The 24,147-nt window shown below is 63.2% G+C and carries 19 protein-coding genes and 1 pseudogene; 10 read left to right on the top strand and 10 right to left on the bottom strand.

Annotation, left to right across the window (positions count from 1 at the left end; translation table 11 throughout):
* Window positions 1-301: 301 nt before the first annotated feature.
* Entirely contained in the window at window positions 302-1,663 is a 1,362-nt protein-coding gene (locus NKH42_RS06390; RefSeq protein ID WP_352974003.1) for a pilus assembly protein TadG-related protein, read from the bottom strand.
* A 328-nt stretch (window positions 1,664-1,991) separates the two neighbouring features.
* The gene (locus tag NKH42_RS06385; protein WP_352504873.1) at window positions 1,992-2,861 is read right to left on the bottom strand and encodes a transglutaminase-like domain-containing protein; all 870 of its coding nucleotides are present in this window, start codon (window positions 2,859-2,861) and stop codon (window positions 1,992-1,994) included.
* A gap of 179 nt (window positions 2,862-3,040) precedes the next feature.
* Between NKH42_RS06385 and NKH42_RS06380 the strand changes: the two genes are divergently transcribed.
* Entirely contained in the window at window positions 3,041-3,712 is a 672-nt protein-coding gene (locus NKH42_RS06380) for an HAD-IA family hydrolase (RefSeq protein ID WP_352687068.1), read from the top strand.
* Window positions 3,713-3,730: 18 nt separating this feature from the next.
* Here NKH42_RS06380 and NKH42_RS06375 read toward each other — a convergent pair whose 3' ends face one another.
* Window positions 3,731-3,943 (bottom strand): DUF1674 domain-containing protein, encoded by a 213-nt coding sequence (locus NKH42_RS06375; RefSeq protein ID WP_352504871.1) that lies wholly within the window; start codon window positions 3,941-3,943, stop codon window positions 3,731-3,733.
* Window positions 3,944-4,060: 117 nt separating this feature from the next.
* Here NKH42_RS06375 and htpX point away from each other — a divergent pair, with 117 nt between their 5' ends.
* The 5 genes from htpX to purH all read left to right on the top strand — a co-directional run bounded on the left by htpX (window position 4,061) and on the right by purH (window position 10,338).
* Window positions 4,061-5,077 carry a zinc metalloprotease HtpX gene (gene htpX / locus NKH42_RS06370; RefSeq protein WP_352504870.1) on the top strand — a complete coding sequence of 339 codons (1,017 nt, stop codon included), beginning with the start codon at window positions 4,061-4,063 and terminating at the stop codon, window positions 5,075-5,077.
* Window positions 5,074-5,400: a hypothetical protein gene (locus tag NKH42_RS06365; RefSeq protein WP_352504869.1), complete on the top strand. Its 327-nt coding sequence runs from the start codon at window positions 5,074-5,076 to the stop codon at window positions 5,398-5,400. The genes htpX and NKH42_RS06365 overlap by 4 nt, the downstream gene beginning before the upstream one ends.
* Entirely contained in the window at window positions 5,397-6,743 is a 1,347-nt protein-coding gene (locus NKH42_RS06360; protein ID WP_352504868.1) for an RsmB/NOP family class I SAM-dependent RNA methyltransferase, read from the top strand. Before NKH42_RS06365 ends, NKH42_RS06360 begins: the two co-directional genes overlap by 4 nt.
* A gap of 145 nt (window positions 6,744-6,888) precedes the next feature.
* On the top strand, window positions 6,889-8,637 hold the full coding sequence (locus tag NKH42_RS06355; RefSeq protein ID WP_352504867.1) for a heparinase II/III family protein: 1,749 nt from the start codon (window positions 6,889-6,891) through the stop codon (window positions 8,635-8,637).
* A gap of 84 nt (window positions 8,638-8,721) precedes the next feature.
* Window positions 8,722-10,338, top strand: coding sequence for a bifunctional phosphoribosylaminoimidazolecarboxamide formyltransferase/IMP cyclohydrolase (purH, locus tag NKH42_RS06350; RefSeq protein ID WP_352687063.1), 1,617 nt, complete (start codon window positions 8,722-8,724; stop codon window positions 10,336-10,338).
* Between the two features lie 39 nt (window positions 10,339-10,377).
* Here purH and NKH42_RS06345 read toward each other — a convergent pair whose 3' ends face one another.
* Together NKH42_RS06345 and NKH42_RS06340 are read right to left on the bottom strand one after the other, a co-directional pair.
* Window positions 10,378-11,754 (bottom strand): MFS transporter, encoded by a 1,377-nt coding sequence (locus tag NKH42_RS06345; RefSeq protein WP_352751267.1) that lies wholly within the window; start codon window positions 11,752-11,754, stop codon window positions 10,378-10,380.
* A 189-nt stretch (window positions 11,755-11,943) separates the two neighbouring features.
* Window positions 11,944-16,740, bottom strand: coding sequence for an NAD-glutamate dehydrogenase (locus tag NKH42_RS06340; protein WP_352751269.1), 4,797 nt, complete (start codon window positions 16,738-16,740; stop codon window positions 11,944-11,946).
* Between the two features lie 131 nt (window positions 16,741-16,871).
* Between NKH42_RS06340 and NKH42_RS06335 the strand changes: the two genes are divergently transcribed.
* Window positions 16,872-17,435, top strand: a complete 564-nt coding sequence (locus tag NKH42_RS06335; RefSeq protein WP_254817739.1) for a peroxidase-related enzyme — start codon at window positions 16,872-16,874, stop codon at window positions 17,433-17,435.
* Between the two features lie 137 nt (window positions 17,436-17,572).
* Entirely contained in the window at window positions 17,573-17,896 is a 324-nt protein-coding gene (locus NKH42_RS06330; RefSeq protein WP_254817740.1) for a YciI family protein, read from the top strand.
* A 9-nt stretch (window positions 17,897-17,905) separates the two neighbouring features.
* Here NKH42_RS06330 and NKH42_RS06325 read toward each other — a convergent pair whose 3' ends face one another.
* Complete coding sequence (locus NKH42_RS06325) at window positions 17,906-18,520, bottom strand: LysE family translocator (RefSeq protein ID WP_352504862.1); 615 nt, start codon at window positions 18,518-18,520, stop codon at window positions 17,906-17,908.
* A gap of 395 nt (window positions 18,521-18,915) precedes the next feature.
* Between NKH42_RS06325 and NKH42_RS06320 the strand changes: the two genes are divergently transcribed.
* Window positions 18,916-19,542, top strand: coding sequence for a DUF1062 domain-containing protein (locus NKH42_RS06320; protein WP_352974002.1), 627 nt, complete (start codon window positions 18,916-18,918; stop codon window positions 19,540-19,542).
* A gap of 46 nt (window positions 19,543-19,588) precedes the next feature.
* Here NKH42_RS06320 and NKH42_RS06315 read toward each other — a convergent pair whose 3' ends face one another.
* Window positions 19,589-19,798, bottom strand: coding sequence for a hypothetical protein (locus NKH42_RS06315; RefSeq protein WP_352751270.1), 210 nt, complete (start codon window positions 19,796-19,798; stop codon window positions 19,589-19,591).
* Window positions 19,799-19,814: 16 nt separating this feature from the next.
* The gene (gene typA / locus NKH42_RS06310; protein ID WP_254817743.1) at window positions 19,815-21,644 is read right to left on the bottom strand and encodes a translational GTPase TypA; all 1,830 of its coding nucleotides are present in this window, start codon (window positions 21,642-21,644) and stop codon (window positions 19,815-19,817) included.
* Between the two features lie 198 nt (window positions 21,645-21,842).
* On the opposite strand from typA, the gene NKH42_RS06305 reads away from it, so the two are divergent.
* Window positions 21,843-22,124, top strand: coding sequence for a hypothetical protein (locus NKH42_RS06305; RefSeq protein WP_352479551.1), 282 nt, complete (start codon window positions 21,843-21,845; stop codon window positions 22,122-22,124).
* Between the two features lie 37 nt (window positions 22,125-22,161).
* Here NKH42_RS06305 and NKH42_RS06300 read toward each other — a convergent pair.
* Window positions 22,162-23,735, bottom strand: a pseudogene (locus NKH42_RS06300) (alkaline phosphatase D family protein).
* A gap of 313 nt (window positions 23,736-24,048) precedes the next feature.
* A partial coding sequence (locus NKH42_RS31210; protein WP_502896066.1) for a hypothetical protein occupies window positions 24,049-24,147 on the bottom strand: 99 nt, incomplete at its 5' end.

Below are 24,147 nucleotides of genomic sequence, written 5' to 3'. Positions count from 1 at the left end.
GAGTGCACAAGCACGCTTGTTCAGGATTTTCGAGTGCCCCGCCTTGCCATTTGCCGGATGACACCCCATCATGAGCAAGTGTTCAACAAATCGAAAGGAGGTGATCCGATGTCGAGTGATTTCGTTTTCCAGAACGTGGCCTCAGCGGATCGCACTTTCGGGAAGCAGTCTTCCCGTTAAGGCGCGAGATGCGCGGCTGGCGACCAACCGTCGCAGCCAGGAGCCGCGCCATGGACGGAAACACGGAAGGCCGCCGACTTCGCAAGAAGCGGCGGCCTTTTCCTTTTTGGGCTGTTGTCCCTTATTTGGTTACGCTCAACATCTCGACGTTGCGCGCTATGTCCTGGAAAGCCTGGTTGAGTTCGGTTCCATTGGCAGCTTGGTAGAAGTGCTTGATCTTGGTGGTGTCCGGGCTCGCGCAATCCTGGAGCGTCGCCTTGGCATTCGTTTCGTTTAGGTCAAATCCAATAGTGAAGATCTCGATGCCCTTGTCGCGCATGGCAGCGCAAAGTTTCTTGGCTGCCGTGCGGGTCGGCTCCTTGCCGGCGTCATTGTAAACGTCGCTCACCGTGCTCGCATCGAAGTAGGACAGGTTGAATTCGCCGTCGGTCATCAGGATCGCGATTTTGGCGACCTTTTTTGGATCCATCTTGGCCGGCCGCTGCGAAGTCCTCATTATGCTCCCCCAGCTCTCCGAGAGCATGTACCAGGTCCACTGCACGCCGATATGGCCGGCAGTGCCGCCGGAGGCGACGAAATTCTTGATGACCGTCTTGAGCGCCGTCGCATCGGCCGTCAGCGGCATCAGCGTGGCGGCCGGGCAGGCGGCGGTGCCGGTTTGCCAGGCGAAGGACGACAGCAGGTAGTCGCGGTTGACCATGCTGGCGTCGGGGCCTGCGTCCGAATACTGGTAGGTCCCCTTGCGTTCTGTGGCGCAATTATCGGGACGGATGAAGCCCGAGACATACTGCACGGCGTCATTGGCCGGCGCCTGTTTGCGTTGGCTGGCGGTGGTTTCCACATAGACGCTGCTGGTGGCAAGTGTACCGGCATTCACCGAATTGGCATAGGGCACGATGGCAACCCGCACGCGCGGTTTGGACGGGTCCTGACCGCCCAGGAAGCTGTCGACAGCATTCGCCGCAGCCGTCCGCAGATCGATGATTTTCTGGCCTGCCATCGAGCCGGTAACATCGAGCATCGTCGCGACTTCGATCTGCTTGTCCGAATAGAGAGCCGTCGTCGATGCGGGAACGCGCTGCATGCTACCCGTGCTGAAAAGCGGGAAATAATAGCTGACATTGACATGAACGTCCGCCTGAACGGTCTTGGCGATTCGGTCGACAGTCAGTTTGTCGAGAACGATCTGATTGTCCTGCAGGATACCCGCCGTGCTGTTGGCATCGAGAAAGGCCTGCACCGATTTGCTGGCGTCAGCCTCGCTGATGACGCTGGTCGTCAGGTCGCGGGCCGTCGAGGTGACCGCAGCATCGACGACGCCTTGCAGGCTCGATTTCACATTGTAGAGTTGGGAGACGTTGACGGCAAAGCCGACGCTCAGCGCCAGTACTGAGCCGATTATACCAAACAGCACCGCGAAATTTCCGCTGCGATCCCCGGCAAACCCGCCGATCGCCTGAACAAGACCCCCGAAACGCCGCATTCCTTCCGCCTCCATTCGCTACAGCCTGCAGCTGTCCGAACGCGCATTGCAGGAATCCGGCCGGATCGCGCCGCCGGGCGCGGGAAAGCGAGCGCCCCCCGCTCAGGGCATTGTTTCCAAACGGTTTCGAGCGGCGACAAGGTAAACAGCCGGTAAACGAAAGCCGCGTCGGCGCAGCTTTGTTCACAAAGCGCTTACCACGATCCGGCTCGCAATTCGGAACGGCCGGACTGCGTCCCGATCCGGTACAGAAGAGATGTCTCGAACCGGATCAGCACGACCGCGATGGCGGGACGTGGAAACACGGCTGTGGATGTCTCCGGGAGGATTAGGCCAGCACCCGTGCGGTGACGGTCCTGTCGAGGCCGCGATAGGGCGGCCTGAACAGGTTGCCTTCCTGCTCGTAGGTCCAGACCTTGAACAGGCTGAGCCGGTGCGGGCCGAAACTGTGCAACAGCGGCACATCGGTGGCGTCGCGGCCACGCGCAATGACGACACGGCCGATTCTCGGCACGTTGTGGCGGGGATCGAACGTGTACCACTTGCCGTCGAGGAACACTTCCATCCAGGCCGAGAAGTCCATCGGCGCCGGATCCGCGGGCACGCCGATATCGCCGAGATAGCCGTTCACGTAGCGGGCCGGGATATTCATGCAGCGGCAGAGCGTGATCGCCAGATGGGCAAAGTCGCGGCAGACGCCGACGCGTTCCTCATGCGCCTGCGCCGCCGTGCGGGTCGAGCGCGCATAACCGTAGCCGAAGGACAGGCGGTTGTGGACATAGTCGACGATCGCCTGCACCCGCGCCCAGCCCGGCGGAAGCTGGCCGAACAGTTGCCAGGCCAGGTCGCCGAGATGGTCGGTCTCGCAGTAACGGCTGCCGAGCAGATAGCCGAGCACCTCGTCCGGCAATTCGGCGACCGGAACTTCCCTGGCCAGCGTGTTGACTTCGTCCGCCTCACCGCTGTCCTCGACCACCGCGTCATAGAGGATGCGAAAGCTTCCGGCCGGCGCCGTGAAGCGGCGGCAGCTATTGCCGAAAAGATCGTGGTAGACCCTGGTCGGGACCGACGGCGAGGTCAGCACGCGCGTCTGCCGCTTGATGTCGACCTGGCGATCCCTGTGGATCTCGAGCAGCGAAACAATCGGCGTGGCTGCAGCGCATTCAATGCCAATTTCATAGCCGAGCCTGATCAGCATCGCCGTCCCCCTACGATCGTCATGGAAGATAGTGCTGGTCAACGCAGGAGAGTGCGCGGCGGTTCCTTGCGAACGTCGAAAACGACGCCTCGCGGCTTCCCATACGGACGCGGCAACGTTACGGTCGATCGACACGCGTCCTTCGAAAATAATCCCTCCAGGATGACCCGGGAAAACCGATGTTTGCAGGCAGAAAATTTGCGGCCTTCCTGTTCGATATGGACGGCACGATTCTCAATTCGATTGCCGCGGCGGAAAGGGTCTGGGCAGCTTGGGCGCGTCGGCAAGGTCTTGACGTCGCCGCATTCCTGCCGACCATCCACGGCGTGCGGGCGATCGAGACCATCGGCCGGCTGGCGCTGCCAGGCGTCGATCCTGCCCGCGAAGCCGATGCGCTTTTGCAGGCCGAGGCAGCCGATGTCGAGGGCATTCGCCCGATCGCCGGCGCCGCGGCGTTCCTCGCATCGCTGCCGCCTGGGAGTTGGGCGATCGCCACCTCCGCGCCGCGCGAACTCGCCCTGCTGCGCCTGCAGGCCGCCGGCATTCCGGCTCCCGCCGTGATCGTTGCGGCGGAGGACGTGGCCCGCGGCAAGCCGGCGCCCGACTGCTTCCGGCTGGCGGCCGAACGGCTCGGCGTCGATGTGCGCGACTGCCTTGTCTTCGAGGACGCGCCGGCCGGCATAGCGGCAGCCGAAGCCGCGGGCGCCGCAATCGTGGTGATCAGCGCCACGCACCGGCATCCTTTGCAGACGCCGCATGCCGCTATCGCCGGCTATGACGCGATCGGCATCGCCGTCGATGCCAGCGGCTGGATTGCCATCGAAGCGGAGCGGACGGCGCAGCCTGCGTAGTTTGGCGCCCTGCCTGGGCTAAAAGTCGCTGGTCAGGCCCTTGATCTCCCAGTCGCCGTAGCGGCCAGGCTCCTTGCCGCCGCGCCCGCCGATCTCCCTCGGCAGCGTGGCTTCCGTCTCGCGATATTTTTGCCGCCGGGCCTCGGCCTCCGCCAAAGCGCGCCGGGCTGCCGGCGTCAGCGCCTTTTGCGGCGCGTGGTGAGCCTGTGTTTTGTTGGATTCGTCGATCATGCGATCTTCCGGTAGATTGAAACGGGCCCCCGATTGAAACGAGAACCGCTGTTTCCCATCATATAGCGATGGGTCCACAAGGGATCGACCCCTTTGTTGGGCAGAACGGAGCAGACAATGAACACCCTTCGCACCGCCATGCTTTTGGCCGCAATGACGGCCCTGTTCATGGGCGTCGGTTATCTGGTCGGCGGATCCGGCGGCATGATGATCGCTTTGCTGATCGCTGCCGGCACCAATCTGTTCAGCTATTGGAACGCCGACAAGATGGTGCTGGCGATGCACCGAGCGATCGAGGTCGACGAAAGCAACGCGCCTGAATATTACGCCATCGTGCAGGGCCTCGCCCGACGCGCCGGTCTGCCGATGCCGAGGACCTATCTCATCGACAATCCGCAGCCCAATGCCTTCGCCACCGGCCGCAATCCGCAAAATGCCGCTGTCGCCGCCAGCACTGGCCTGCTCGAGCGGCTATCGCATGAAGAAGTCGCGGCGGTGATGGCGCACGAGCTCGCCCATGTGCAGCACCGCGATACGCTGACCATGACGATCGTCGCCACCTTCGCCGGCGCAATTTCGATGCTCGGCAACTTCGCCTTCTTCTTCGGCGGTAACCGCGACAACAACAATTCCTTCGGCATCGTCGGCGTGCTGGTGGCAATGATCGTCGCGCCTTTGGCCGCCATGATCGTGCAGATGGCGGTGAGCCGCACTCGCGAATACGAGGCCGACCGGCGCGGTGCCGAAATCTGTGGACACCCGCTGTGGCTCGCCTCGGCGCTTGACAAGATCGCCCGTGGCGCCGAACGCATCCGCAACCCGGATGCCGAGCGCAATCCGGCAACCGCCCATCTCTTCATCATCAATCCTCTTTCCGGCGAGCGCATGGACAATTTGTTCTCCACCCACCCGAGCACCGAAAACCGCATCGCCGCCCTGCAGCGGATGGCGCAACAGATGGCCGGCGCACCCGAAGCGGCCGCGACGCCAAGCCCGGCGCCGGACGGGATCGGGCAGCAGCCGTCGGGTCCGTGGGAAAGGGCCGCCCGGCCCGAAAGGCCGGCCGAGCCGGCCAGGCCGAAACCCAATCCCTGGGGACGCAATCCGACCGGGCCTAAAGGTCCGTGGTCGTGACGAGCGCGACAGACAAAAAAGGCGGGATCTCGCTGGCGGAAATACGCGATCTTTGTGCAAGGCACTGGAACCCTATCGGCATACCGATGGCGAACATGGAAACATCAAGTGAACTGGAATTTCGTCCGCTTCCTGAAAACGAATATGACACCTATCTCCACCACATCGTCCGACTTGTCGGGGATGGTGCATCTCCAAAGCAAGTCGCGGACTATGTTGACAAGGTTGAGAAAGACTACATTCAGGTGACCTCACCCCTAGGAAGCAAAGAAGATTTTGTCAGCGCCATATTTAAACTAGTCAACCGATCGCCGGCACAATGAGGCCAACTCACAGTGAGGCTTCAGAAGCTCGCGGTCTCGCCGCGCGCAAGGCAGCCGCGCGGCTGCTTGCCGCCGTCATCGACGCGAGAACGCCGCTCGACGGGCTGACCGACCATGAAAACGGCCATCCGCAATACAAGGCGCTCGACCTGCGCGACCGCGCCCTGGTGCGCGCCATTCTGGTCACCGCCCTGCGCTACCGCATGACCATATCAGGCCTGTTGGCCCGCCGCCTGGAAAAGCCGCTGCCGCCCAACGCCACGGCGCTTTCGCACATCTTGCATGGGGCGGCGGCGCAGATCCTGTTCCTCGATGTTCCCGACAGCGCCGCCGTCGACCTCGCCGTGACGCATGCCAAGTCCGATCCGCGCACGGCGCGCTTTTCCGGCCTCGTCAACGGCGTACTGCGTACGTTGGCGCGGGCCAAGCAGGATGAGCTCGCGGCGGCGGTTGCGGCCACCGACGAGGCGCCAAAATGGTTTTCCGACCGTTTGAAAACGGTCTACGGCCTCGACAAGACCAGGCAGATACTGCTCGCCCATCGCCATGAGGCGCCGGTCGATTTCACCGTCAAGTCGGGCCCGGCGCTGTGGGCCGAACGGCTCGGTGGCTTCGTCTTGCCGACCGGCACGGTGCGGGTGGAAAAGCTCAGCGCTTCCGTGACCGAACTGCCCGGCTTTGGGGAAGGCGCCTGGTGGGTTCAGGACGCGGCGGCCAGCCTGCCGGCCCGGCTGTTCGGCGACATCAATGGTTTGCGAATCGCCGACCTCTGTGCCGCGCCGGGCGGCAAGACCGCCCAGTTGATCCTCGCCGGCGCCCACGTCACCGCCCTCGACATGTCCAGAACGCGGCTGGCACGGCTGACGCAGAACCTCGAACGGCTCGGCCTGGCCGCGGAGATAGTGCAGGCCGATCTGCTCAAATACGAGCCGAAGGACCGCTTCGACGCCGTCCTCCTCGACGCACCTTGCTCTTCGACCGGCACGGTGCGCCGGCACCCCGACGTCCCCTGGACGAAGACGGCGGCCGACGTCGAAAAACTGGCCGACCTGCAACGCCGGCTGCTTGCCCGGGCCGTCACCCTGGTCAAGCCTGGCGGACGCATCGTCTTTTCCAACTGTTCGCTCGATCCGCTCGAAGGCGAAGAGCTTTATCGCGGCTTTCTCGCCGGCAATGCGGAAATCATCGACGACCCGCTTCGGCCGGGTGAGATCGCCGGCATCGACCCGTTCCTGACGCCGCAAGGCACGTTGCGCACCACGCCTGCCGACCTGGAGCTTGGCTCCCCTGCCCGTTCCGGGCTGGACGGCTTCTTCGCCGCCCGCATGCGCAGAGCCGGCTAAGGGCAGATATCGAAGCGCGTCCGGCCTTTTGGAGCGAGGAGGCACGGAAAACAGGCTGAACGGCCACGCTGCCGCGGAATTCGCCTTCGCACAAGTTCTTGAATCATATAAACTTGTGCCTGGGTGAGGACGATCAGGAGAGATTTTGGCAATCGCTGCCGGTAACACGACGCGTCTGTGGACGCTTGTCGCGAGGGAGTTCTGGCGCAAGGCGCGCCGGCGCTTGCGTGCCGGACCACTCTATCGCTGGCGCTACTCAGGCCGCACGCCGGAGCGCGTCCTGATCGCCCCGCCGGACCTGCGCCTCGCCGATCCTCAGATTGCGCTCGAGATCTATTACGGCCGCTATCCGCTTTCGGGGCATCTGGTCGAGACCGGCGGCAAATCGCCCTTCCAGATCGACGTGCCCAATCCCGGCTGGCAAAAGACGCTGCATGGCTTTCGCTGGCTGCGCCACATGCGTGCCGCGCGTACCGAGCTCGCCGCCGCCAACGCGCGGGCGTTGGTTTCCGACTGGATTGCAATCCATGGCAGCCATATTTCCGGCGTCGCCTGGGAGCCCGGCACGACGGCCAAGCGCGTCATTGCCTGGCTGCAGCATTCCTCGATCGTGTTGCAGGGCGCCGAATTTCCGTTCTACCGCGCCTTCCTGAAATCGCTTGCCGTCCAGATCCGCTATCTGCGCGCCATGGCGCGCGAGATGCCGGACGGCAAGGACAGGCTGCGCGCGCGCATTGCGCTGGCCTTTGCCGCTTTGTCGCTGCCGGCGCCGGCCTCGGCGCTGCGCGGTGCCACCCGCAGTCTCGCCGAGGAGATCGACCGCCAGATCCTGCCTGACGGCGGCCATATCTCGCGCAATCCGATGGCCGTGCTTGAAATCCTCGCCGACCTTCTGCCGTTGCGCCAGACATACGCCAATCAGGCCGAGACACCGCCGGCCGCCCTGATCGGCGCCATCGACCGGATGCTGCCGGCGCTGCGCTTCTTTCGCCATCAGGATGGCAGCCTTGCCCGCTTCAACGGCATGGGCGCCACCATCCACGACCGTATCGCCAGCATCCTGCATCACGACGACACCGCCGGCGCACCATTGCTGCACGCGCCGCATTCGGGTTATGAGCGCCTGTCGATGGGGGGTGTCACCGTGATCGCCGATACCGGACCGCCGCCGCCCGTCGACGTGTCCAATGCCGCTCACGCCGGGTGCCTCGCCTTCGAATTGTCGTCGGGCCGCCAGCACTATATCGTCAACGCCGGCATAGACACCTATGGCGCCGCCGAGTTCCGGCCGCTTGCCCGCGCCACCGCCGCCCATTCGACCGCCACCATCAACGACACGTCGTCGGCGCGCTTCAACCACTCCCTGCGCGTCAACGACCTGCTCGGCACGCCTTTGATCGGCGGACCGCAGCATGTGCCTTGCAAGCGCACCGACCAGAAGGGCAGCCAGGGCTTCATCGCCCGCCATGACGGCTATGGGGCGCGCTTCGGCTTCCTGCATGAGCGCGAGCTGAAATTATCGACCGAAGGCAATGTGCTTGCCGGCAGGGACCGCTTCCTGCGGCCGGGCGGCGCCTCTATCCGCAACAATGGCCGTGATTTCGTCACGGTGCGTTTCCATGTCCATCCCGACATAAACCTGCTCCAGGATGAGCATGACCGTCTGGTGCTGGCCGCCGACCATGCCGACACCTGGGTGTTTACCTCCACCGAAGTGGCACCCGAGGTCGAGGAATCGATCTATTTCGCCGGGCTCGGCGGCCCGCGCCGCAGCCGGCAGATCGTGCTTGCGTTCAAAGCCTCGGAGATTTCCGAGGTCCACTGGCAATTGACGCGGACTACTATCGGTGGTCATCCGGAAAAAGCTGAAGCCAGTGGCAACGGCAAACACTGATCAAGCCTTGCTGCTTGATTTCCGGGCCTCATGTGCTACGGCCCGCGGACGCTCTCCAACCAGAACTGGAAAGGCCGCCAGCCCATGGCCGTCGCCGCCAAGAACATTCCCGCGCCCGACCTTGTTCCGATCCGTCGCGCGCTGCTCTCCGTCTTCGACAAGACCGGCCTGATCGACTTCGCCAAGGCGCTGGCTTCGGCCGGCGTCGAGCTGGTTTCGACCGGCGGCACCGCAAAGGCGATCGCCGAGGCCGGCATGGCCGTGCGCGACGTATCCGAGCTCACCGGCTTTCCCGAGATCATGGACGGCCGCGTCAAGACGCTGCACCCGTCGGTGCATGGCGCACTGCTCGGCGTGCGCGACGATCCCGAGCACGCCGCTGCGATGCGCGACCACGGTATCGAGCCTATAGATCTCGTCGTCTCCAATCTCTATCCATTCGAAGAGGTGCGCCGCTCCGGCGCCGACTACGCGGCGATCGTCGAGAACATCGATATTGGCGGCCCGGCGATGATCCGTGCCTCGGCCAAGAACCACGCCTATGTCGGTATCGTCACCGACCCTGACGACTATGCCTCGGTGCTCAACGCGCTGGAGATGAATTTCGGCTCGCTGTCGCTGGATTTCCGCAAGAAGCTGGCAGCCAAGGCCTTTGCCCGTACTGCCACCTACGATGCGGCGATCTCGGGATGGTTCGCCGAGGCGCTCGAGATCGAGCATCCGACATGGCGCGCCTTCGGCGGCAAGCTGCAATCGGTGATGCGCTATGGCGAAAACCCGCATCAGGGCGCCGGCTTCTATGTCAATGGCGACAGGCGGCCGGGCGTCGCTACGGCGCGCCAGCTTCAGGGCAAGCAGCTTTCCTACAACAACATCAACGACACCGACGCCGCCTTCGAGCTGGTCGGCGAATTCGATCCGACCCGCTCCGCCGCAATTGCCATCATCAAGCACGCCAACCCGTGCGGCGTCGCCGAAGCCGCTTCGCTGCACGCGGCCTATGCCAAGGCGCTGGCCTGCGATCCGGTCTCTGCCTTCGGCGGCATCGTCGCCATGAACCGCATCCTCGACGCCGGAACCGCCGAAGAGATCGTCAAGACCTTTACCGAAGTGATCATCGCACCAGAGGCGTCCGAGGAAGCAGTCCGCATCATTGCCGCCAAGAAGAATCTACGCCTGCTGGTTACCGGCGGCCTGCCCGACCCGCGCGCGGCGGGCCTTGGCTTGAAATCGGTTGCCGGCGGCTTGCTGGTCCAGGGCCGCGACAATGCGGTGATCGATGACCTCGACCTGAAAGTGGTGACCAGCCGCGCTCCGACGCCGGCCGAATTGGCCGATCTGAAATTCGCCTTTCGCGTGGCAAAGCACGTCAAGTCGAACGCCATCGTCTATGCCAGGGATGGCGCTACAGTCGGCATCGGCGCCGGCCAGATGAGCCGGGTCGATTCCTCGCGCATCGCCGCGCGCAAGGCGCTCGACGCGGCCGAGGCTGCCGGTCTGACGGAGCCTTTGACCAAGGGCTCTGTCGTCGCCTCGGATGCCTTTTTCCCGTTCGCGGATGGGCTTTTGTCGGCAATCGAAGCCGGCGCCACCGCCGTCATCCAGCCCGGCGGCTCGATGCGCGACGACGATGTCATCGCCGCCGCCGATGCTCACGGCATCGCCATGGTGTTTACCGGCGTGAGGCATTTCAGGCATTGAACTCCCTCCCTTCCCTCTGTGGGAGAAGGGACGAGCAGATCACTCCGCCGGCCGATCCGCCGGATAGGGCGTGCCGATCAGGATCGCCATGCCCGCTCCGAGGAACAGCACGATCGCCGCCATGCCGAGCCGCGCCGAGCCGCTGGCCAGGGTGATCGTGGCCACCATGAAAGGTGCGGCAAAACTGGTTGCTCGGCCGGCCAGCGCATAGATGCCGAAATAGCGGCCCGATTCGGCCGCGGAGACGCTGCGCGCCATGTAGGAGCGCGACGATGCCTGCACCGGCCCGAAAGCAAGCCCGATCAGCAGGCCGTAGAAAATGTAGGCTTTTTCCGCCGCCGTGCCGAACAATCCGCCGCCGTCCAGTCCGGGCATCACCCAGGCGCCGAACAGCGTATAGCCCGGGCCGGTCGAGACGATGCCGAGCGTGGCGATGCTCAGCATGACCAGCGAAATCATCACTATGGACTTGGAACCCAGCGCCGTGTCGAGGCGTGCGGCAACCAGGCATCCGACTATGGCGACGACGTTGAGGATGATGCCGAACAGGCCGATCTCGGTAATCGACCAATGGAACATTGCCGCCGCAAACGTTCCGCCCAACGCCAGCAGCGCGTTGACGCCGTCCTGATAGATCATGCGGGCGACGAGAAAGCGAAAAATGCCGCTGCGCTTGCGCACTTCGGCCAGCGTCGACTTGAGTTCCGACAGTCCCTCGCGCACCGCCGGCCCGATTGGAATGCCTTTGATTGCATCCGGCGTGAAGAAGAACATCGGCAGGATGAACAGGAAATACCAGGCCGCCGACAACGGTCCGGTGGCGCGCGCGTCCTCGCCGAGCCTGGGATCGAGGCCGAAGATCGGGTCCAGCCCAACAACGGTCTTGCCGGTTTCAGGCGAGCCGGCCATGACGGTAACGACGAAGATCAGTGCGATCATGCCGCCGAGATAGCCGAGCCCCCAGGCCATGTTCGAGATCCTGCCGATGTCGCTCTTCGGCACCAGGCGGGGCATCATCGAATCATTGAACACGGTCGAGAATTCCGCCGCGACCGACGCCAGCGAGAACAACGCCACGATCAGAAAAAGATCAGAGCCGGGCGCGGCGAACCACAGTAGGGTGAGGCAGGTGATCTTGACCGCGGCGAAGAAGGCTATCCACGGCTTTCGCGGTCCGGTCTGGTCGGCAATCGAACCGAGGACCGGCGACAAAACGGCAATGACGAGGCCGGCGGCGGCAATGCCGTAGCCCCAGGCCGCTTGCCCGGTCTCGGGATTGCTGGCCATGCGCGAGACGAAATAAGGACCGAAGATGAAGGTAGTGACGACCGTGAAAAACGGCTGTGCCGCCCAGTCGAACAGCATCCATCCCCAGATGCCGCGTCCCGACGCCCCCTGCACTGCCATCTCAGCCATGTCCCCTCCGCTGGAGCTTGCTCAATACTGATCGAATCGGAATGACGCTTCCACCTTGTTGTTGAGCACGATCTTGTCCAAAAGCCGATCGTTAGGTTCGGCATCATGCTCCGGCGCTCCCAAAAGCAGCGCGCCGTTCGCTCTATTGCGCAGTTCTTCCCGGCAATCCCGCGCGATATGGAAGACGTCTCACAGCCCCGTCAGATCGCTCATCAGGCCGGACGCCACCGACAGCCGCGACACGGTGATGTCGCCGCCCTCGGTCAGCGCCTGCAGCCGCTCGCGGATGCGTCCGACCCGTTCGCCGCCGGCCTCCAGCCATGCCGCCACCGGATCCGCCGCCTCGGCATGGCCGGTGAGTGCCGCCACGGCGATGCCGCGCCTGGCCGCGCCGATCGTGTCGGTGGCACGGGAAAGCGCCAGTTGATCGTAATAATCCGAGGGGGTGATCGAGCGCGCCGCATCTTCGACGCGCGGGATGCGAAAGACATCGCTGACCGCGAAAAATGCCTTGGCGGCAGCGACGATGCCGGCATTCGCCGTCCGCGCCGTCAGGGCAATGTCGGGGATGAGTTCCGCCACATCGGTCAACGCCAATTGTTCGGCAAGGCTCCCCGGCGCGCCGCCCTTCGACAGATTGTGCCGCCGCTCCTCGATCCGCTCGCGCGAGAAGGCCGGCAGCAGCGAAACCAGCTTCGGCTCCAGCGCCTTGCGTGCGTCCTGCAACTCGGCGATCCGCTGCCCGAGCGGCGCGGTGCCGGCGTCGTTCTTCAGGTACCAGCCGCTCGTCACATAGATCAGCCGGCTGACCGCCTGATAAAGGTCGAGCTGGATCTGCCCGTCGATCTGGTTGTCGAGCGCGTCGATCTGCCGGTACAGCGCCGGCAGCGCGAAGCCGTCCCGCACCACGGCGAAGGTGCGCACGACATCGGCGGCACTGCGGCCGGTTGTTTCCTGCAGCCGGTTGACGAAGGACGGACCGCCGCGATTGACCAGATCATTGGCGACGACACGGGCGATGATCTCGCGGCGCAGCCGATGGCCGTGGATTTCCGCAGCATATTTCTTTGCCATGCGCTCGGGAAAGTAACCCATCAGGTCGCGGTCGAAATGCGGATCGTCCGGGACGTCGCTGGCGACGATATCGGAAAACAGCACGATCTTGGCATAGGCAAGCAGCACGCCGAGCTCGGCCCTGGTCAGCGGCTCGCCGCGCGTCTCGCGCTCAACAAGGGCCGCCGGCGACGGCAGCGCCTCGACGGCACGGTCGAGCAGTCCGCGCGCCTCCAGCGCCGCCATGAAGCGGCTCTGATGGGCGATGTCGGCGAGGCCGCGCTTGCGGGCAAGCGACAGCGCCAGCGTCTGCTGGTAATTGTTGGACAGCACCAGGGCGCTGACCTCGTCGGTCATCTCGGCTAGCAATTTGTTGCGCGCCGGCCGGGTCAACGATCCCTTGCGCATCGCGGAAGCCAGCGCGATCTTGATGTTGACCTCGACGTCGGAACAGTTCACGCCGCCCGAATTGTCGATCGCATCTGAGTTGCAGCGGCCGCCATTCAATCCGAATTCGATGCGCGCCCGCTGCGTGACGCCGAGATTGGCGCCCTCACCGATCACCTTGGCGCGCAGGTCGAGCGCGGTGATCCGGATCGCGTCATTGGCACGGTCGCCGACGTCCTGGTTGGTCTCGCCCGATGCCCTGACATAGGTGCCGATGCCGCCGAACCACAAAAGATCTGCCGGCGCCTTGAGGATGGCACTCATGATCTCGACCGGCGTGGCCGTTGTCTTGCCGAGGCCGATCGCTGCAGCCGCGGCGGCCGGCAAGGTGATCGACTTCTGGCTGCGCGAGACGATGATGCCACCTTCGGACAGCTTCGTCTTGTCGTAATCCTGCCAGCTTGAGCGGGCGAGAGCGAACATACGCCGGCGCTCGGCCATCGAAGCCGCCATGTCGGGATCGGGATCGATGAAGATGTCGCGATGATCGAAGGCGGCGATCAGTCGGGTCTGCTCCGACAGCAGCATGCCGTTGCCGAACACGTCGCCTGACATGTCGCCAACGCCGACGACGGTGAACGGAGTGGTTTGGATGTCGCGGTTCATCTCGCGAAAATGCCGCTTGACCGCTTCCCAGGCGCCCTTGGCGGTGATGCCCATCTTCTTGTGGTCGTAACCGGCCGAACCGCCGCTGGCGAAAGCGTCGTCGAGCCAGAAGCCGTGCTTTTCACTGATGGCGTTGGCGATGTCCGAGAAGGTCGCCGTGCCCTTGTCCGCGGCGACGACGAAATAGGGATCGTCCTGGTCGCGCCGCACCACGCCCGCCGGCGGGATGACGCCGTCCAGGCCGATATTGTCGGTGATCGACAACAGGCTGGAAACGTAATTCTTGTAGGCGGCTGTGCCGGCCTCGAAAATGGCGTCGCGCCCGGCGCTCATCGGCAGCTTTTTCGGGTAGAAACCGCCCTTGGCGCCAACCGGCACGATCACCGCATTCTTGACCTGCTGTGCCTTGACCAGGCCGAGCACTTCGGTGCGATAGTCCTGGGCACGGTCCGACCAGCGCAGGCCGCCGCGCGCGACTGGGCCGAAGCGCAGATGCACACCCTCGACCTCAGAGCCATAGACGAAGATCTCCCGCCATGGCCGCGGCGCCGGCAGCCCGTCCACCGATTGCGAATCGAGCTTGATCGCCAGCGATTGGCCTTTCTCTTTCGTATCGGCAACGAAATGATTGGTGCGCAGCGAGGCCTCGATCAGGTTCAGATAACGGCGGATGATGGTGTCGTCATCAATGTTGGGAACGTCTTCCAGCGCATCCGTGATCTTGGCCTTCAAATGTTTGGCCTGGACGACACCTTCCGTTTCCGCCGTCGGGCCGAGGCGGGCGACGAACAGCGCATGCAGGCCGCGGGCGATCTCGGGATAGCGATTGAGCGCGGCGGCGATGAAATCCTGGCTCTGCGGGATACCGGCCTGCTGCAGATAGCGGCCATAGGCGCGCAGGACGGTGATCTCGCCTGACCACAGGCCGGCGGTCTGGGCAAGGCCGTTATAGCCGTCATTGTCGACATCGCCGCGCCAGACGGAAAGGAACGCATCCTCGAACAGCGCGCCGCCATTGCCGAGGTCGATCGGCCTGCCGTAGCTGTTCTCGAGTTCCATGTCGTGGATGAAGACCATGCCGGATTGATTGTCGCCGACCTCGAAAGTGCGCTCGCTGATGACGCGGAAACCAATGTTTTCCAGCACCGGCACGCGCCGCGACAGCGCCACCGGGCTGCCGTGGTGATAGATCTTCAGCGCAGCCTGATGCGGCTTCTGGACGGCGTGACGGTAATAGTCGATGGCGATCGGATTTGACGCATCGAGCTTGGCGATGCGCCCGGCGTCGGCCAGCGCCACGGCCGGCGGAAAACTGTCGCGATAGCTTTCCGAAAAACGCGAGGCGATGGCCGTGAGTCTCGCATCGGCGCCGGTCTCTGTCGCGGTCTCGCGCAGTGCATCGTCCCAGGTCCGTACGATGTCGCGGATCGCCGCCTCGATCGTCGCCTGCTCGACCTTCGGCGTCTTGCCGCCGGAGCGGCCGATGATGAAATGGACACGCGCCAGCCCGCCTTCCGGGAACGCCGGATAATAGGCCGACAGCCGGCCTTCGAAGACGGTCTTCAGATACGTGCCGATCTTCTCACGCACGACGCTGTCGTAGCGGTCGCGCGGCACGAAGACGAGCACGGAGACGAAGCGGTCGAACTGGTCGACACGCACCAATGCCCTGACGCGCGGCCGCTCGATCAAGCCCAGGATGGCTTCGGCATGCTTGCGCAGGATCGGCACCGGAACCTGGAACAGCTCGTCGCGCGGATAGCTCTCCAGCACGTTGATCAATGCCTTGCCGGAATGGTCGCTTGGATTGAAGCCGGATTTGGCGATGACGGTTTCCGCCTTCGAGCGCAGATAGGGGATTTTCATCACCGAGCGCGTATAGGCAGTCGACGTGAACAGGCCGACGATGCGGAGCTCGCCCGAAAGCACGCCTTTGCCGGTGTAGGTCTTGACGCCGATGTAGTCGAGGTAGATGCGCCGGTGCACCGATGACTTGGCGTTGGCCTTGGTGACAATCAGCGGTTCCGGCCCATGCAGGAAAGCGCGGATTTCCGGCGTCGTGCTTACCGCTTCGGTGCCGCGCCTGAGCACCAGCACGTCGGGATCGGAAAGGATGCCGAGGCCGGGCTTTTCGGCCCGCTCGAGCATGCCGCTCGTCTCGCCGCCGGTGTAGTTGAATTCGCGCATGCCGAGAAAGGTGAAATTGTCGTCGCGCAGCCATTCGAGGAAGGCGATCGCCTCGGTGACATGGGCCTTGTCGAGCGGCACTGGCGAGTAGCGGAATTCCGAGATCGCCTGGTCGAGGCGGGCGAGCATCGGCTTCCAGTCGGTGACGGCGGCGCGCACTTGGCCGAGCAGCTTGGTCAGGCGTGCGGCCAGACCTTCAGCCTGCTCGGCCGAAAGGCGGCCGATATGGACATGGATGACGCTCAGCCGGTCATGGCTGTGGTCGCCCTTGGCATAACCCCCGTCGCCGAGGATTTCCTCGACGCCGTTTTTGCCGTGCCTGACGACTATGACCGGGTGGGTAACCAGCAGCGGCTCGCCCGCGCTCTCGGTGATTTCGCCGAGGACGGAATCAAACAGGAACGGCATGTTGTCGTTGACGACGGTGATCACCGTCATCGGCCGGCCCTGGCGGACGACACCGGAATCGACGTCTATAGCAACGACGCAGTCGTCCTTCTTGTGCCTGGCCACTGCGCGGCCGGCGAGTTCGGCAGCGCGTTCGAGATCGATGACGTCGTAGGCGGCGACATCTTCGGCCGGAGCTCGGGCCAGCAGGTAGTCGGCAAGCCTGCCGGGCTTTTCGCCACCCGCGGCTTCACCCCTCGTCAGGCCGGCTTTTTTCAACCGGCTCGCTGACTTTACACTGGCCATGAGTCCCTCCCGTCGCATGTTTTTGCGGCTATGCTAACAGATGACGGGTATTTGGCGACAAAGGTTTGACGGCTTGCGACGAAATGTCGGAATTCACCGGCAGCCTGGCGAAAAACGAGGAGAAATCCGCCATGACGGACAAAATCACCGCGCTTGACCTGGCACCGGCGGAGCTGAGCGACGCGACCAAGGCCTATTTCGCCAAATGCCGGGAGAAACTCGGCCTCGTTCCCAATGTGCTACTCGCCTATGCCTTCGACGAGAAGAAGCTGCGCGCTTTCACCGACATGTACAATGATTTGATGCTGGGTGAATCCGGCCTGTCGAAACTCGAGCGCGAGATGATCGCGGTCGCCGTCTCTTCGGTCAACCATTGCTACTATTGCCTGGCCGCGCATGGCGCGGCGGTGCGCCAGCTTTCCGGCGACCCCGCCTTCGGCGAGATGATGGTGATGAATTTTCGCGCCGCCAAGCTGTCGGACAGGCAACGCGCCATGCTCGAATTCGCGGTGAAGCTGACCGAGCAACCGGCAAAGATCGTCGAAGCGGACCGGGCGGCGCTGCGGCAAGTCGGCTTTTCCGACCGCGACATATGGGATGTCGCCTCGACCGCGGCATTCTTCAACATGTCGAACCGGCTGGCATCGGCAATCGATATGCGGCCGAACGATGAATACCACGCGATGGCGCGATAGGGCACCGCTGTTGCGAGCCAACCGCACATTATATTAGCTACTTCGCATTCTCGTTGCTTGTTTGCCGGTTTGGTCAGATGATCGGCATGCGGCATGACCGCATGCCGGTTCGATGCCGCCGATCAGAGGAGGAGAACATGGCGAAATTTCTCTACGTCTATCATGGCTCAGGCAAGATGCCGACCGAGGAGGCCGAACGGAAGGCAGCGATGGATGCCTGGACCGGCTGGTACGGCAAGCTCGGCTCAGCGGTGGTCGACGGTGGCAATCCAGTCGGCATGTCGAAGACCGTGCTGCCTGGCGGCAAGGTCGAGAACAACGGCGGCAGCAATCCGACCGCTGGTTACACCATCATCGAAGCAAAAGACATCGACGATGCCGTCGGCAAGGCCAAGGATTGTCCTATCTTGACCGACCCAGCCTTTAGTATCGAGATCGCGCCGATCATCGAAATGGGTTGACGCGCCGGCTCAGGACCGCGCCGCGATCGCCGCCGCAGCGCCGGCCATGGTGCCGGCGCTGATGCGGTTGGCGATCTTCATCGCCCGCTTGCTTCTCAAGAGCTTGCGCGCCTGCGATGCGGCGAGCACCCAGGTCAAATCGATGGCGACCAGGACCACTGCCATGGTCGCCGTCAGCTCGACCCAGCCGACCACGCTGACCGAACCGAGGTCGATGATGGTCGGCAGCAGCGCCAGATAGAACATCATGATCTTGGGGTTGCCGAGCGTCACAGCCATGCCGGCAAAGAACAGCTTGGCAGGAGAATCTTCGCGCGGCAGCGAACCTTCCTTCGCCTCGACCGGTGCCGTCCACATCTTCCAGGCAAGCCAGCCGAGATAGCTGACGCCGGCCCACTTCACGACGACAAAGGCATAATGGAACGTCTGCGCCACCACGGCGAGGCCAAACACCGCCAGAGACAGCCAGATCGCTTCGCCGATCCACATCGCAAGCAGGAACGGAAACACGTCGCGGAAGCCCTTTGCGATGACCCGCGCCACAAGAGCGGCAATCGACGGGCCGGGCGAGCCGGCGGCAACAAGCAGGGCGCCGGCAAAAATCAGCAGCGACGTGAAATGCATGACGGGGTCTCGTTTGAAGTGTTTGGGGTGTTCAACATAACCCAACTGTTCCGGCGACGGTAGCGTCTACCGAAAGAAGGCTTGTCCGCCAGGCACCTCACGGCTAGAGATGTCGTTCCGAAATCCTTTCCGAGCTTCACTTTGCCTACGTAACCGCCGGTCTCGTCAACTCCCCCAACACAGAGCAGGGCGTCGCAGTCGCGGTGCCTGTTTTCACATGACCTGTTCTTCAGGGTGGCGGTTCGAGACCGGTTTGGCACTGCTGAACCGCTGTCGCGCATAACCACCCGCGACACCTGATTTCCAACTGCCGCAGTCTCTCGCCACGCCGTGCCCGCAAGGGGTTCTCGATATCGCCGATCTGACGAACTTCCCGACGGGAAGGGCTTTTCGGCATGCCTTCGATACTGCTCATCCGCTGGGCGATCGCGCCCAAAACCGGACCTCGACCTCACCTCAACTGCAATCGCTGCGGCGGCCTGAAAGCCTATCGCTGCAGCGGCAAATTCCGCGTCAATGCCAATGGCAAGCGCATTGACGCCTGGTTGATCTACCGCTGCATCGACTGCGACAATTCCTGGAATTTCGGCATTCTGGAGCGCTGCAGCCGCCGGGATATCGAACCGGCAATATTGCAGGCGCTCGAAAGCAACGATCCGGTCCTGGCGCGGCGCCATGCCTTCGATGTTGCCGCATTGCGAAGCAGTATCGGGCGCGTTGAGGAGTTCGCCGAAGCCGCCGTTCAAAAGGAGGTGCTCGGCGACAGGCTGGGAAACACCACCGCTCTCGAACTCCAGCTCTGGCTCGAAACGCCGACATCGCTGCGGCTCGACCGGTTGCTCGCCAGCGAACTCGGTGTCTCGCGATCGCGGCTTCAGGTTTGGGAAGAGAAACGATTGCTGGTCATTAGTCCGGACGGAGCCAAAGCCTTGCGCAGGCCGGCGCGGACGGGAACGGCGATCCGCATCCACCTGTCTGGCGAACCAGACCGGGACGACATCATTTCGGCTGCCGGCGGATGAGGCGACGGCAAGGGCATCCGCAATCGGAGACAGTTGCGGCCAGGGGTCAATCGCCCTCTTTGGAGGCCGAGCCGATCAAACCCTTGGCTGCATCGAGATCGCTGTCGGCGACTTGCACATGGATCAAGCCGAGCCTGCCCGTGTCGAGAAGATAATTCGCGGGAGCATAAATTCCATACGCGTCGAGCATCGACACGCAAACTTCGGCCTCGCGTCGATTGTCGTATATGACAGCCGTGACGAGTTTACCGCTCACTGCGCGGTATTACCCTTTATGCCGCGCCGACCACTTTCGCCGACTTCTCAAAACGCTTGCGCTCGTTCGGGTCGAGATAGAGCTTGCGCAGGCGGATGGTCTTCGGCGTCACCTCGACCAGCTCGTCGTCCTGGATCCAGGCCAGCGCGCGTTCCAGCGTCATGCGGATCGGCGGCGTCAGCTTCACCGCCTCGTCCTTGCCGGCGGCGCGGATGTTGGTCAGCTTCTTGCCCTTGAGCACGTTGACCTCGAGATCGTTGTCCCTGGAATGGATGCCGATGATCATGCCCTGATAGACCTTGACGCCGGGATCGATGACCATCGGGCCGCGGTCTTCCAGGTTCCACATGGCATAGGCCACCGATTCACCCTGTTCGTTGGAGATCAGCACGCCGTTGGTGCGACCCGGCAGCTCACCCTTATAAGGCTCGTAGGCATGGAACAACCTGTTCATCACGGCGGTGCCGCGCGTGTCGGTCAACAGTTCCGACTGGTAGCCGATCAGGCCGCGCGTCGGCGCGTGGAAGACGATTCGCTGGCGATTGCCGCCCGAAGGGCGCAACTCGACCATCTCGGCCTTGCGCTCCGACATCTTCTGCACGACGACGCCGGCATGCTCCTCGTCGACGTCGATGACGACTTCCTCGACCGGCTCCAGCAATTCGCCGTTATCGCCCTTCTGCATGACGACGCGCGGCCGCGACACGGCGATCTCAAAACCTTCGCGGCGCATCGTCTCGATCAGCACGGCCAGCTGCAATTCGCCGCGGCCGGAAACGAAGAACGAATCCTTGTCAGGTGATTCCTCGATCTTCAGCGCGACATTGCCTTCGGCCTCGCGCAACAGGCGGTCGCGGATGACGCGGCTGGTCACCTTGTCGCCTTCGGTACCGGCCAGCGGCGAATCGTTGACGAGGAAAGACATCGTCACCGTCGGCGGATCGATCGGCTGCGCGTGCAGCGGCTCGGTCACCGACAGGTCGCAGAAGGTGTCTGCGACAGTGCCTTTCGACAGGCCGGCGATGGCGACGATGTCGCCCGCCTGCGCTTCCTCGATGGGCTGGCGCTCGAGCCCGCGGAAGGCGAGGATCTTCGAAATGCGGCCGGTTTCGACCTGGGTGCCGTCATGGTGCAGCACCTTGACCGCCTGGTTGGATTTCAGCGTGCCGGATTCGATACGGCCGGTGATGATGCGGCCGAGGAACGGATTGGCTTCCAGGATGGTGCCGATCATGCGGAACGGGCCGGGATGAACGGTCGGCGCCGGCACGTGCTTGATGACGAGGTCGAACAGCGGCGCCAGAGCCTGGTCCTTCGGGCCTTCGGGGTTTTCCGAGACCCAGCCGTCGCGGCCTGAACCGTAAAGGATAGGGAAGTCGAGCTGCTCGTCGGTGGCGTCAAGTGCTGCGAAAAGGTCGAACACCTCGTTGACCACTTCGACATGGCGGGCATCCGGCCGGTCGATCTTGTTGATGACGACGATCGGCTTCAGTCCAACCTTGAGCGCCTTGCCGACGACGAATTTGGTCTGCGGCATCGGGCCCTCGGCGGCGTCGACCAGCACGATGGCCGAATCCACCATCGACAGGATGCGCTCGACCTCGCCGCCGAAATCGGCGTGGCCGGGCGTGTCGACGATGTTGATGCGGGTATCCTTCCAGTCGACCGAGGTCGCCTTGGCCAGGATGGTGATGCCGCGTTCCTTTTCAAGATCGTTTGAATCCATGGCGCGCTCGGCGACGCGCTGGTTGTCGCGGAACGAGCCGGACTGTTTCAGGAGTTGGTCGACGAGGGTGGTTTTTCCATGGTCGACGTGCGCGATGATCGCGATATTGCGGATTTTCATGTTTCGGTCTCGGGAGCGTTGCAGGCAGCAGGCCAAAAGGCGCTGCCTCTTTCGGTTGGGCGGCTCATACAGGGTTTTTCGCATTTGCGAAAGAGGAGGCGAGCCACCAAATAAAGTCACCAAATCTTAAATATCTTGGTGTGAAGTGGAATTATTAACCAAGGCGGAACCTTTCGTGGTCCGGACAGTTCGAATTTCATGATCGAGACAGGCATCAAACTCCGGCCGATTTTGGCATGTACCGCGCTCGCCGTCCTCCTCGCGGCAAGCGCGGCGCAATCGGCCGCGCCGTCCAAGGAGACGCGGTCTGCTCTGCCGTCCGACAAGCGCTCGGCAGAGCAGCTTTTTGCCGATGCTCCGGACGGCGTCGACCCGGTGGTGACCGGACCGGTCAGCACCGCCTTCAAGCAAAGGCAAAAAAACGCCGGATGCGACAGCGCCGTCTGGCCCAAGATTCCCGTCGTCTGCTATCCCGATTGATGCACATCCACCTTCGGGGTGGTCCTAAAAGGCAATCTCACGCCGACCGCACCGGATCGAGCGTGACCTTATAGAGTTCGCTGTCGTCGCGATCCATCAGCCGCACCGTCAACTGCTCGGTGGCTCCATCGATGTCGACGAGCCCGAAGAACTGCAGGCCGGCCGACGGCGGCAGGTTCTGACCCTGTTCGGCGGTCGGTGCCTTGATGAACCTCAGCTCCGGGCCGAAAGTCATGTCGAAAGCATTCGGTCCGAATGTGCCGGCGTGGATCGGACCCGAAACGAATTCCCAGAACGGATTGAAGTCCTGGAACTGCGCCTTGTCCGGATTGTAATAATGCGCGGCTGTGTAATGCACGTCCGCGGTTAGCCAGACGGTATTGCTGATCCCCGCGTTCTTTATATAGCGAAGGAGGTCGGCAATTTCCAGCTCGCGCCCCTTGGCCGGGCCATTGTCGCCATTGCTGATTGCCTCAGCCCCGACCTTCTTGGTGCCGTCGTTCCAGACGACGAGGCCGAGCGGCATGTCGGTGGCGATGATTTTCCAGGTTGCATTGGAATTCGCCAGCTCGCGCTTCAGCCATTTCGTCTGTTGTTCGCCGAGGATGCGCGATTGCGGCGTCATCGTCTCCTGCATATTCGGACCGTTGGGGCCGCGATAGGAACGCATGTCGAGGAAGAACACGTCGAGCAGCGGCCCATAGGCGATTTTGCGGTAGACACGGCCGGGCTCCGACGGCTCGTAGCGGATCGTCGTCATTTCGTGGAAGGCGCGCGCCGCGCGTGCCGCCAGTACATGGATGGATTTTCGGTGTAGCGGTCGTCGGCGCTCAGATCCTTCGAATCCGACCAGTTGTTCACCACCTCGTGGTCGTCCCACTGGTAGAACGTCGGGCAGATGGCGTTCAGCGCCAGCACGTTCCTGTCCATCAAATTGTATTTCCACTGACCCCGGTATTCATCCAGCGTCTCGGCAACCTTGCGTTTTTCGTCGATCAGCACGGTGTTCTTCCACTTGCCGCCGCCGGGCAGGTCGACCTCGTCCTTCATCGCGCCATCGGCATAGATCGTATCGCCCGAATGCAGGAAGAAGTCCGGCGTGTGCTTGGCGATCGTGGCGTAGGTCTTCATGCCGGTGTCGTCGATGCCCCAGCCCTGGCCGGCGGTGTCGCCCGACCAAGCGAAACGAATGTCGCGCTTCGAGGCAGGTGCCGTGCGGAAGCGGCCGATGATCGGCTCGGAAACGGCGTTGACATCGGAAAGATCGGCCGCGACCATGCGGTAGAAGATGTCCTGGTCGGAGGCGAGATCGGTAAGCAGCCGCTTCACCGTATAGTCGCTGGCCGGCGAGCTATCGAGCGGCGCCAGGCGGACGGCATTGGCGAAGCTCTCCGTCGGCGACACTTCGAACATGACGCGCGACGGCCGGTCCGTGCGCGCCCAGACCATGCCGCTGGTCGCGTCGACGTCGCCGGATTGGATACCGTGGGTAAAGGCCGGGCGCTGATTGGCGCGCGAGTAATAGGGAAGCGCGAGGCCCGACGCGCCGACCAGGCCAACGGCGCTGGCCGACGTGACGAAAGCGCGCCGCGTCATCGAAATCTTGTTCATGGCTGTCTCCTGGATGGCGTTGAACGTCGCCGCCAAGCTCCAGCTTCAATGTTTCAGGCACATTTCGAAACGATGAAGGTTTTCTGACATCAACAGGATGGCGAATCTCCCTCCTTGAGGGGGAGATGTCGCCGGGGGCGACAGAGGGGGTCGTCTCGCATGGAGCACCGACCTCTTGCGCCTGCGATAAGGGGCCGAGCCCGGTCGGACCGACCCCCTCTGGCCGCTTCGCGGCCATCTCCCCCTCAAGGGGGTGTTTGGACCGGGGACATCGCGAACAGCTGTGCGAGGACATCGCGAACAGTTTGCCATCCTATCGTTGGCTTGCATTGAGGTCGATGGTCTGGATTTTCTGGTGGCGGAAGTAGGCATCGAAGACGCCATCGGTTTCGGTTGGGCGGAAGGCGACGGC

Source organism: Mesorhizobium sp. M1142, assembly GCF_040318565.1.
GTDB lineage: Bacteria > Pseudomonadota > Alphaproteobacteria > Rhizobiales > Rhizobiaceae > Mesorhizobium.
The sequence above is the reverse complement of the archived record's forward strand: the minus strand, read 5'-3'. Positions and strand labels throughout refer to the sequence as shown.

Excerpts from the sequence above, each read along its gene's own strand:
- NKH42_RS06360 (WP_352504868.1), top strand. The coding sequence starts at position 5,397 with ATGAGGCCAACTCACAGTGAGGCTTCAGAAGCTCGCGGTCTCGCCGCG.
- NKH42_RS06340 (WP_352751269.1), bottom strand. The coding sequence starts at position 16,740 with ATGGCCAGTGTAAAGTCAGCGAGCCGGTTGAAAAAAGCCGGCCTGACG.
- NKH42_RS06330 (WP_254817740.1), top strand. The coding sequence starts at position 17,573 with ATGGCGAAATTTCTCTACGTCTATCATGGCTCAGGCAAGATGCCGACC.
- purH (WP_352687063.1), top strand. The coding sequence starts at position 8,722 with ATGGCCGTCGCCGCCAAGAACATTCCCGCGCCCGACCTTGTTCCGATC.
- NKH42_RS06375 (WP_352504871.1), bottom strand. The coding sequence starts at position 3,943 with ATGATCGACGAATCCAACAAAACACAGGCTCACCACGCGCCGCAAAAG.
- htpX (WP_352504870.1), top strand. The coding sequence starts at position 4,061 with ATGAACACCCTTCGCACCGCCATGCTTTTGGCCGCAATGACGGCCCTG.
- NKH42_RS06380 (WP_352687068.1), top strand. The coding sequence starts at position 3,041 with ATGTTTGCAGGCAGAAAATTTGCGGCCTTCCTGTTCGATATGGACGGC.
- typA (WP_254817743.1), bottom strand. The coding sequence starts at position 21,644 with ATGAAAATCCGCAATATCGCGATCATCGCGCACGTCGACCATGGAAAA.
- NKH42_RS06335 (WP_254817739.1), top strand. The coding sequence starts at position 16,872 with ATGACGGACAAAATCACCGCGCTTGACCTGGCACCGGCGGAGCTGAGC.
- NKH42_RS06345 (WP_352751267.1), bottom strand. The coding sequence starts at position 11,754 with ATGGCTGAGATGGCAGTGCAGGGGGCGTCGGGACGCGGCATCTGGGGA.
- NKH42_RS06390 (WP_352974003.1), bottom strand. The coding sequence starts at position 1,663 with ATGCGGCGTTTCGGGGGTCTTGTTCAGGCGATCGGCGGGTTTGCCGGG.
- NKH42_RS06320 (WP_352974002.1), top strand. The coding sequence starts at position 18,916 with ATGCCTTCGATACTGCTCATCCGCTGGGCGATCGCGCCCAAAACCGGA.
- NKH42_RS06385 (WP_352504873.1), bottom strand. The coding sequence starts at position 2,861 with ATGCTGATCAGGCTCGGCTATGAAATTGGCATTGAATGCGCTGCAGCC.
- NKH42_RS06325 (WP_352504862.1), bottom strand. The coding sequence starts at position 18,520 with ATGCATTTCACGTCGCTGCTGATTTTTGCCGGCGCCCTGCTTGTTGCC.
- NKH42_RS06305 (WP_352479551.1), top strand. The coding sequence starts at position 21,843 with ATGATCGAGACAGGCATCAAACTCCGGCCGATTTTGGCATGTACCGCG.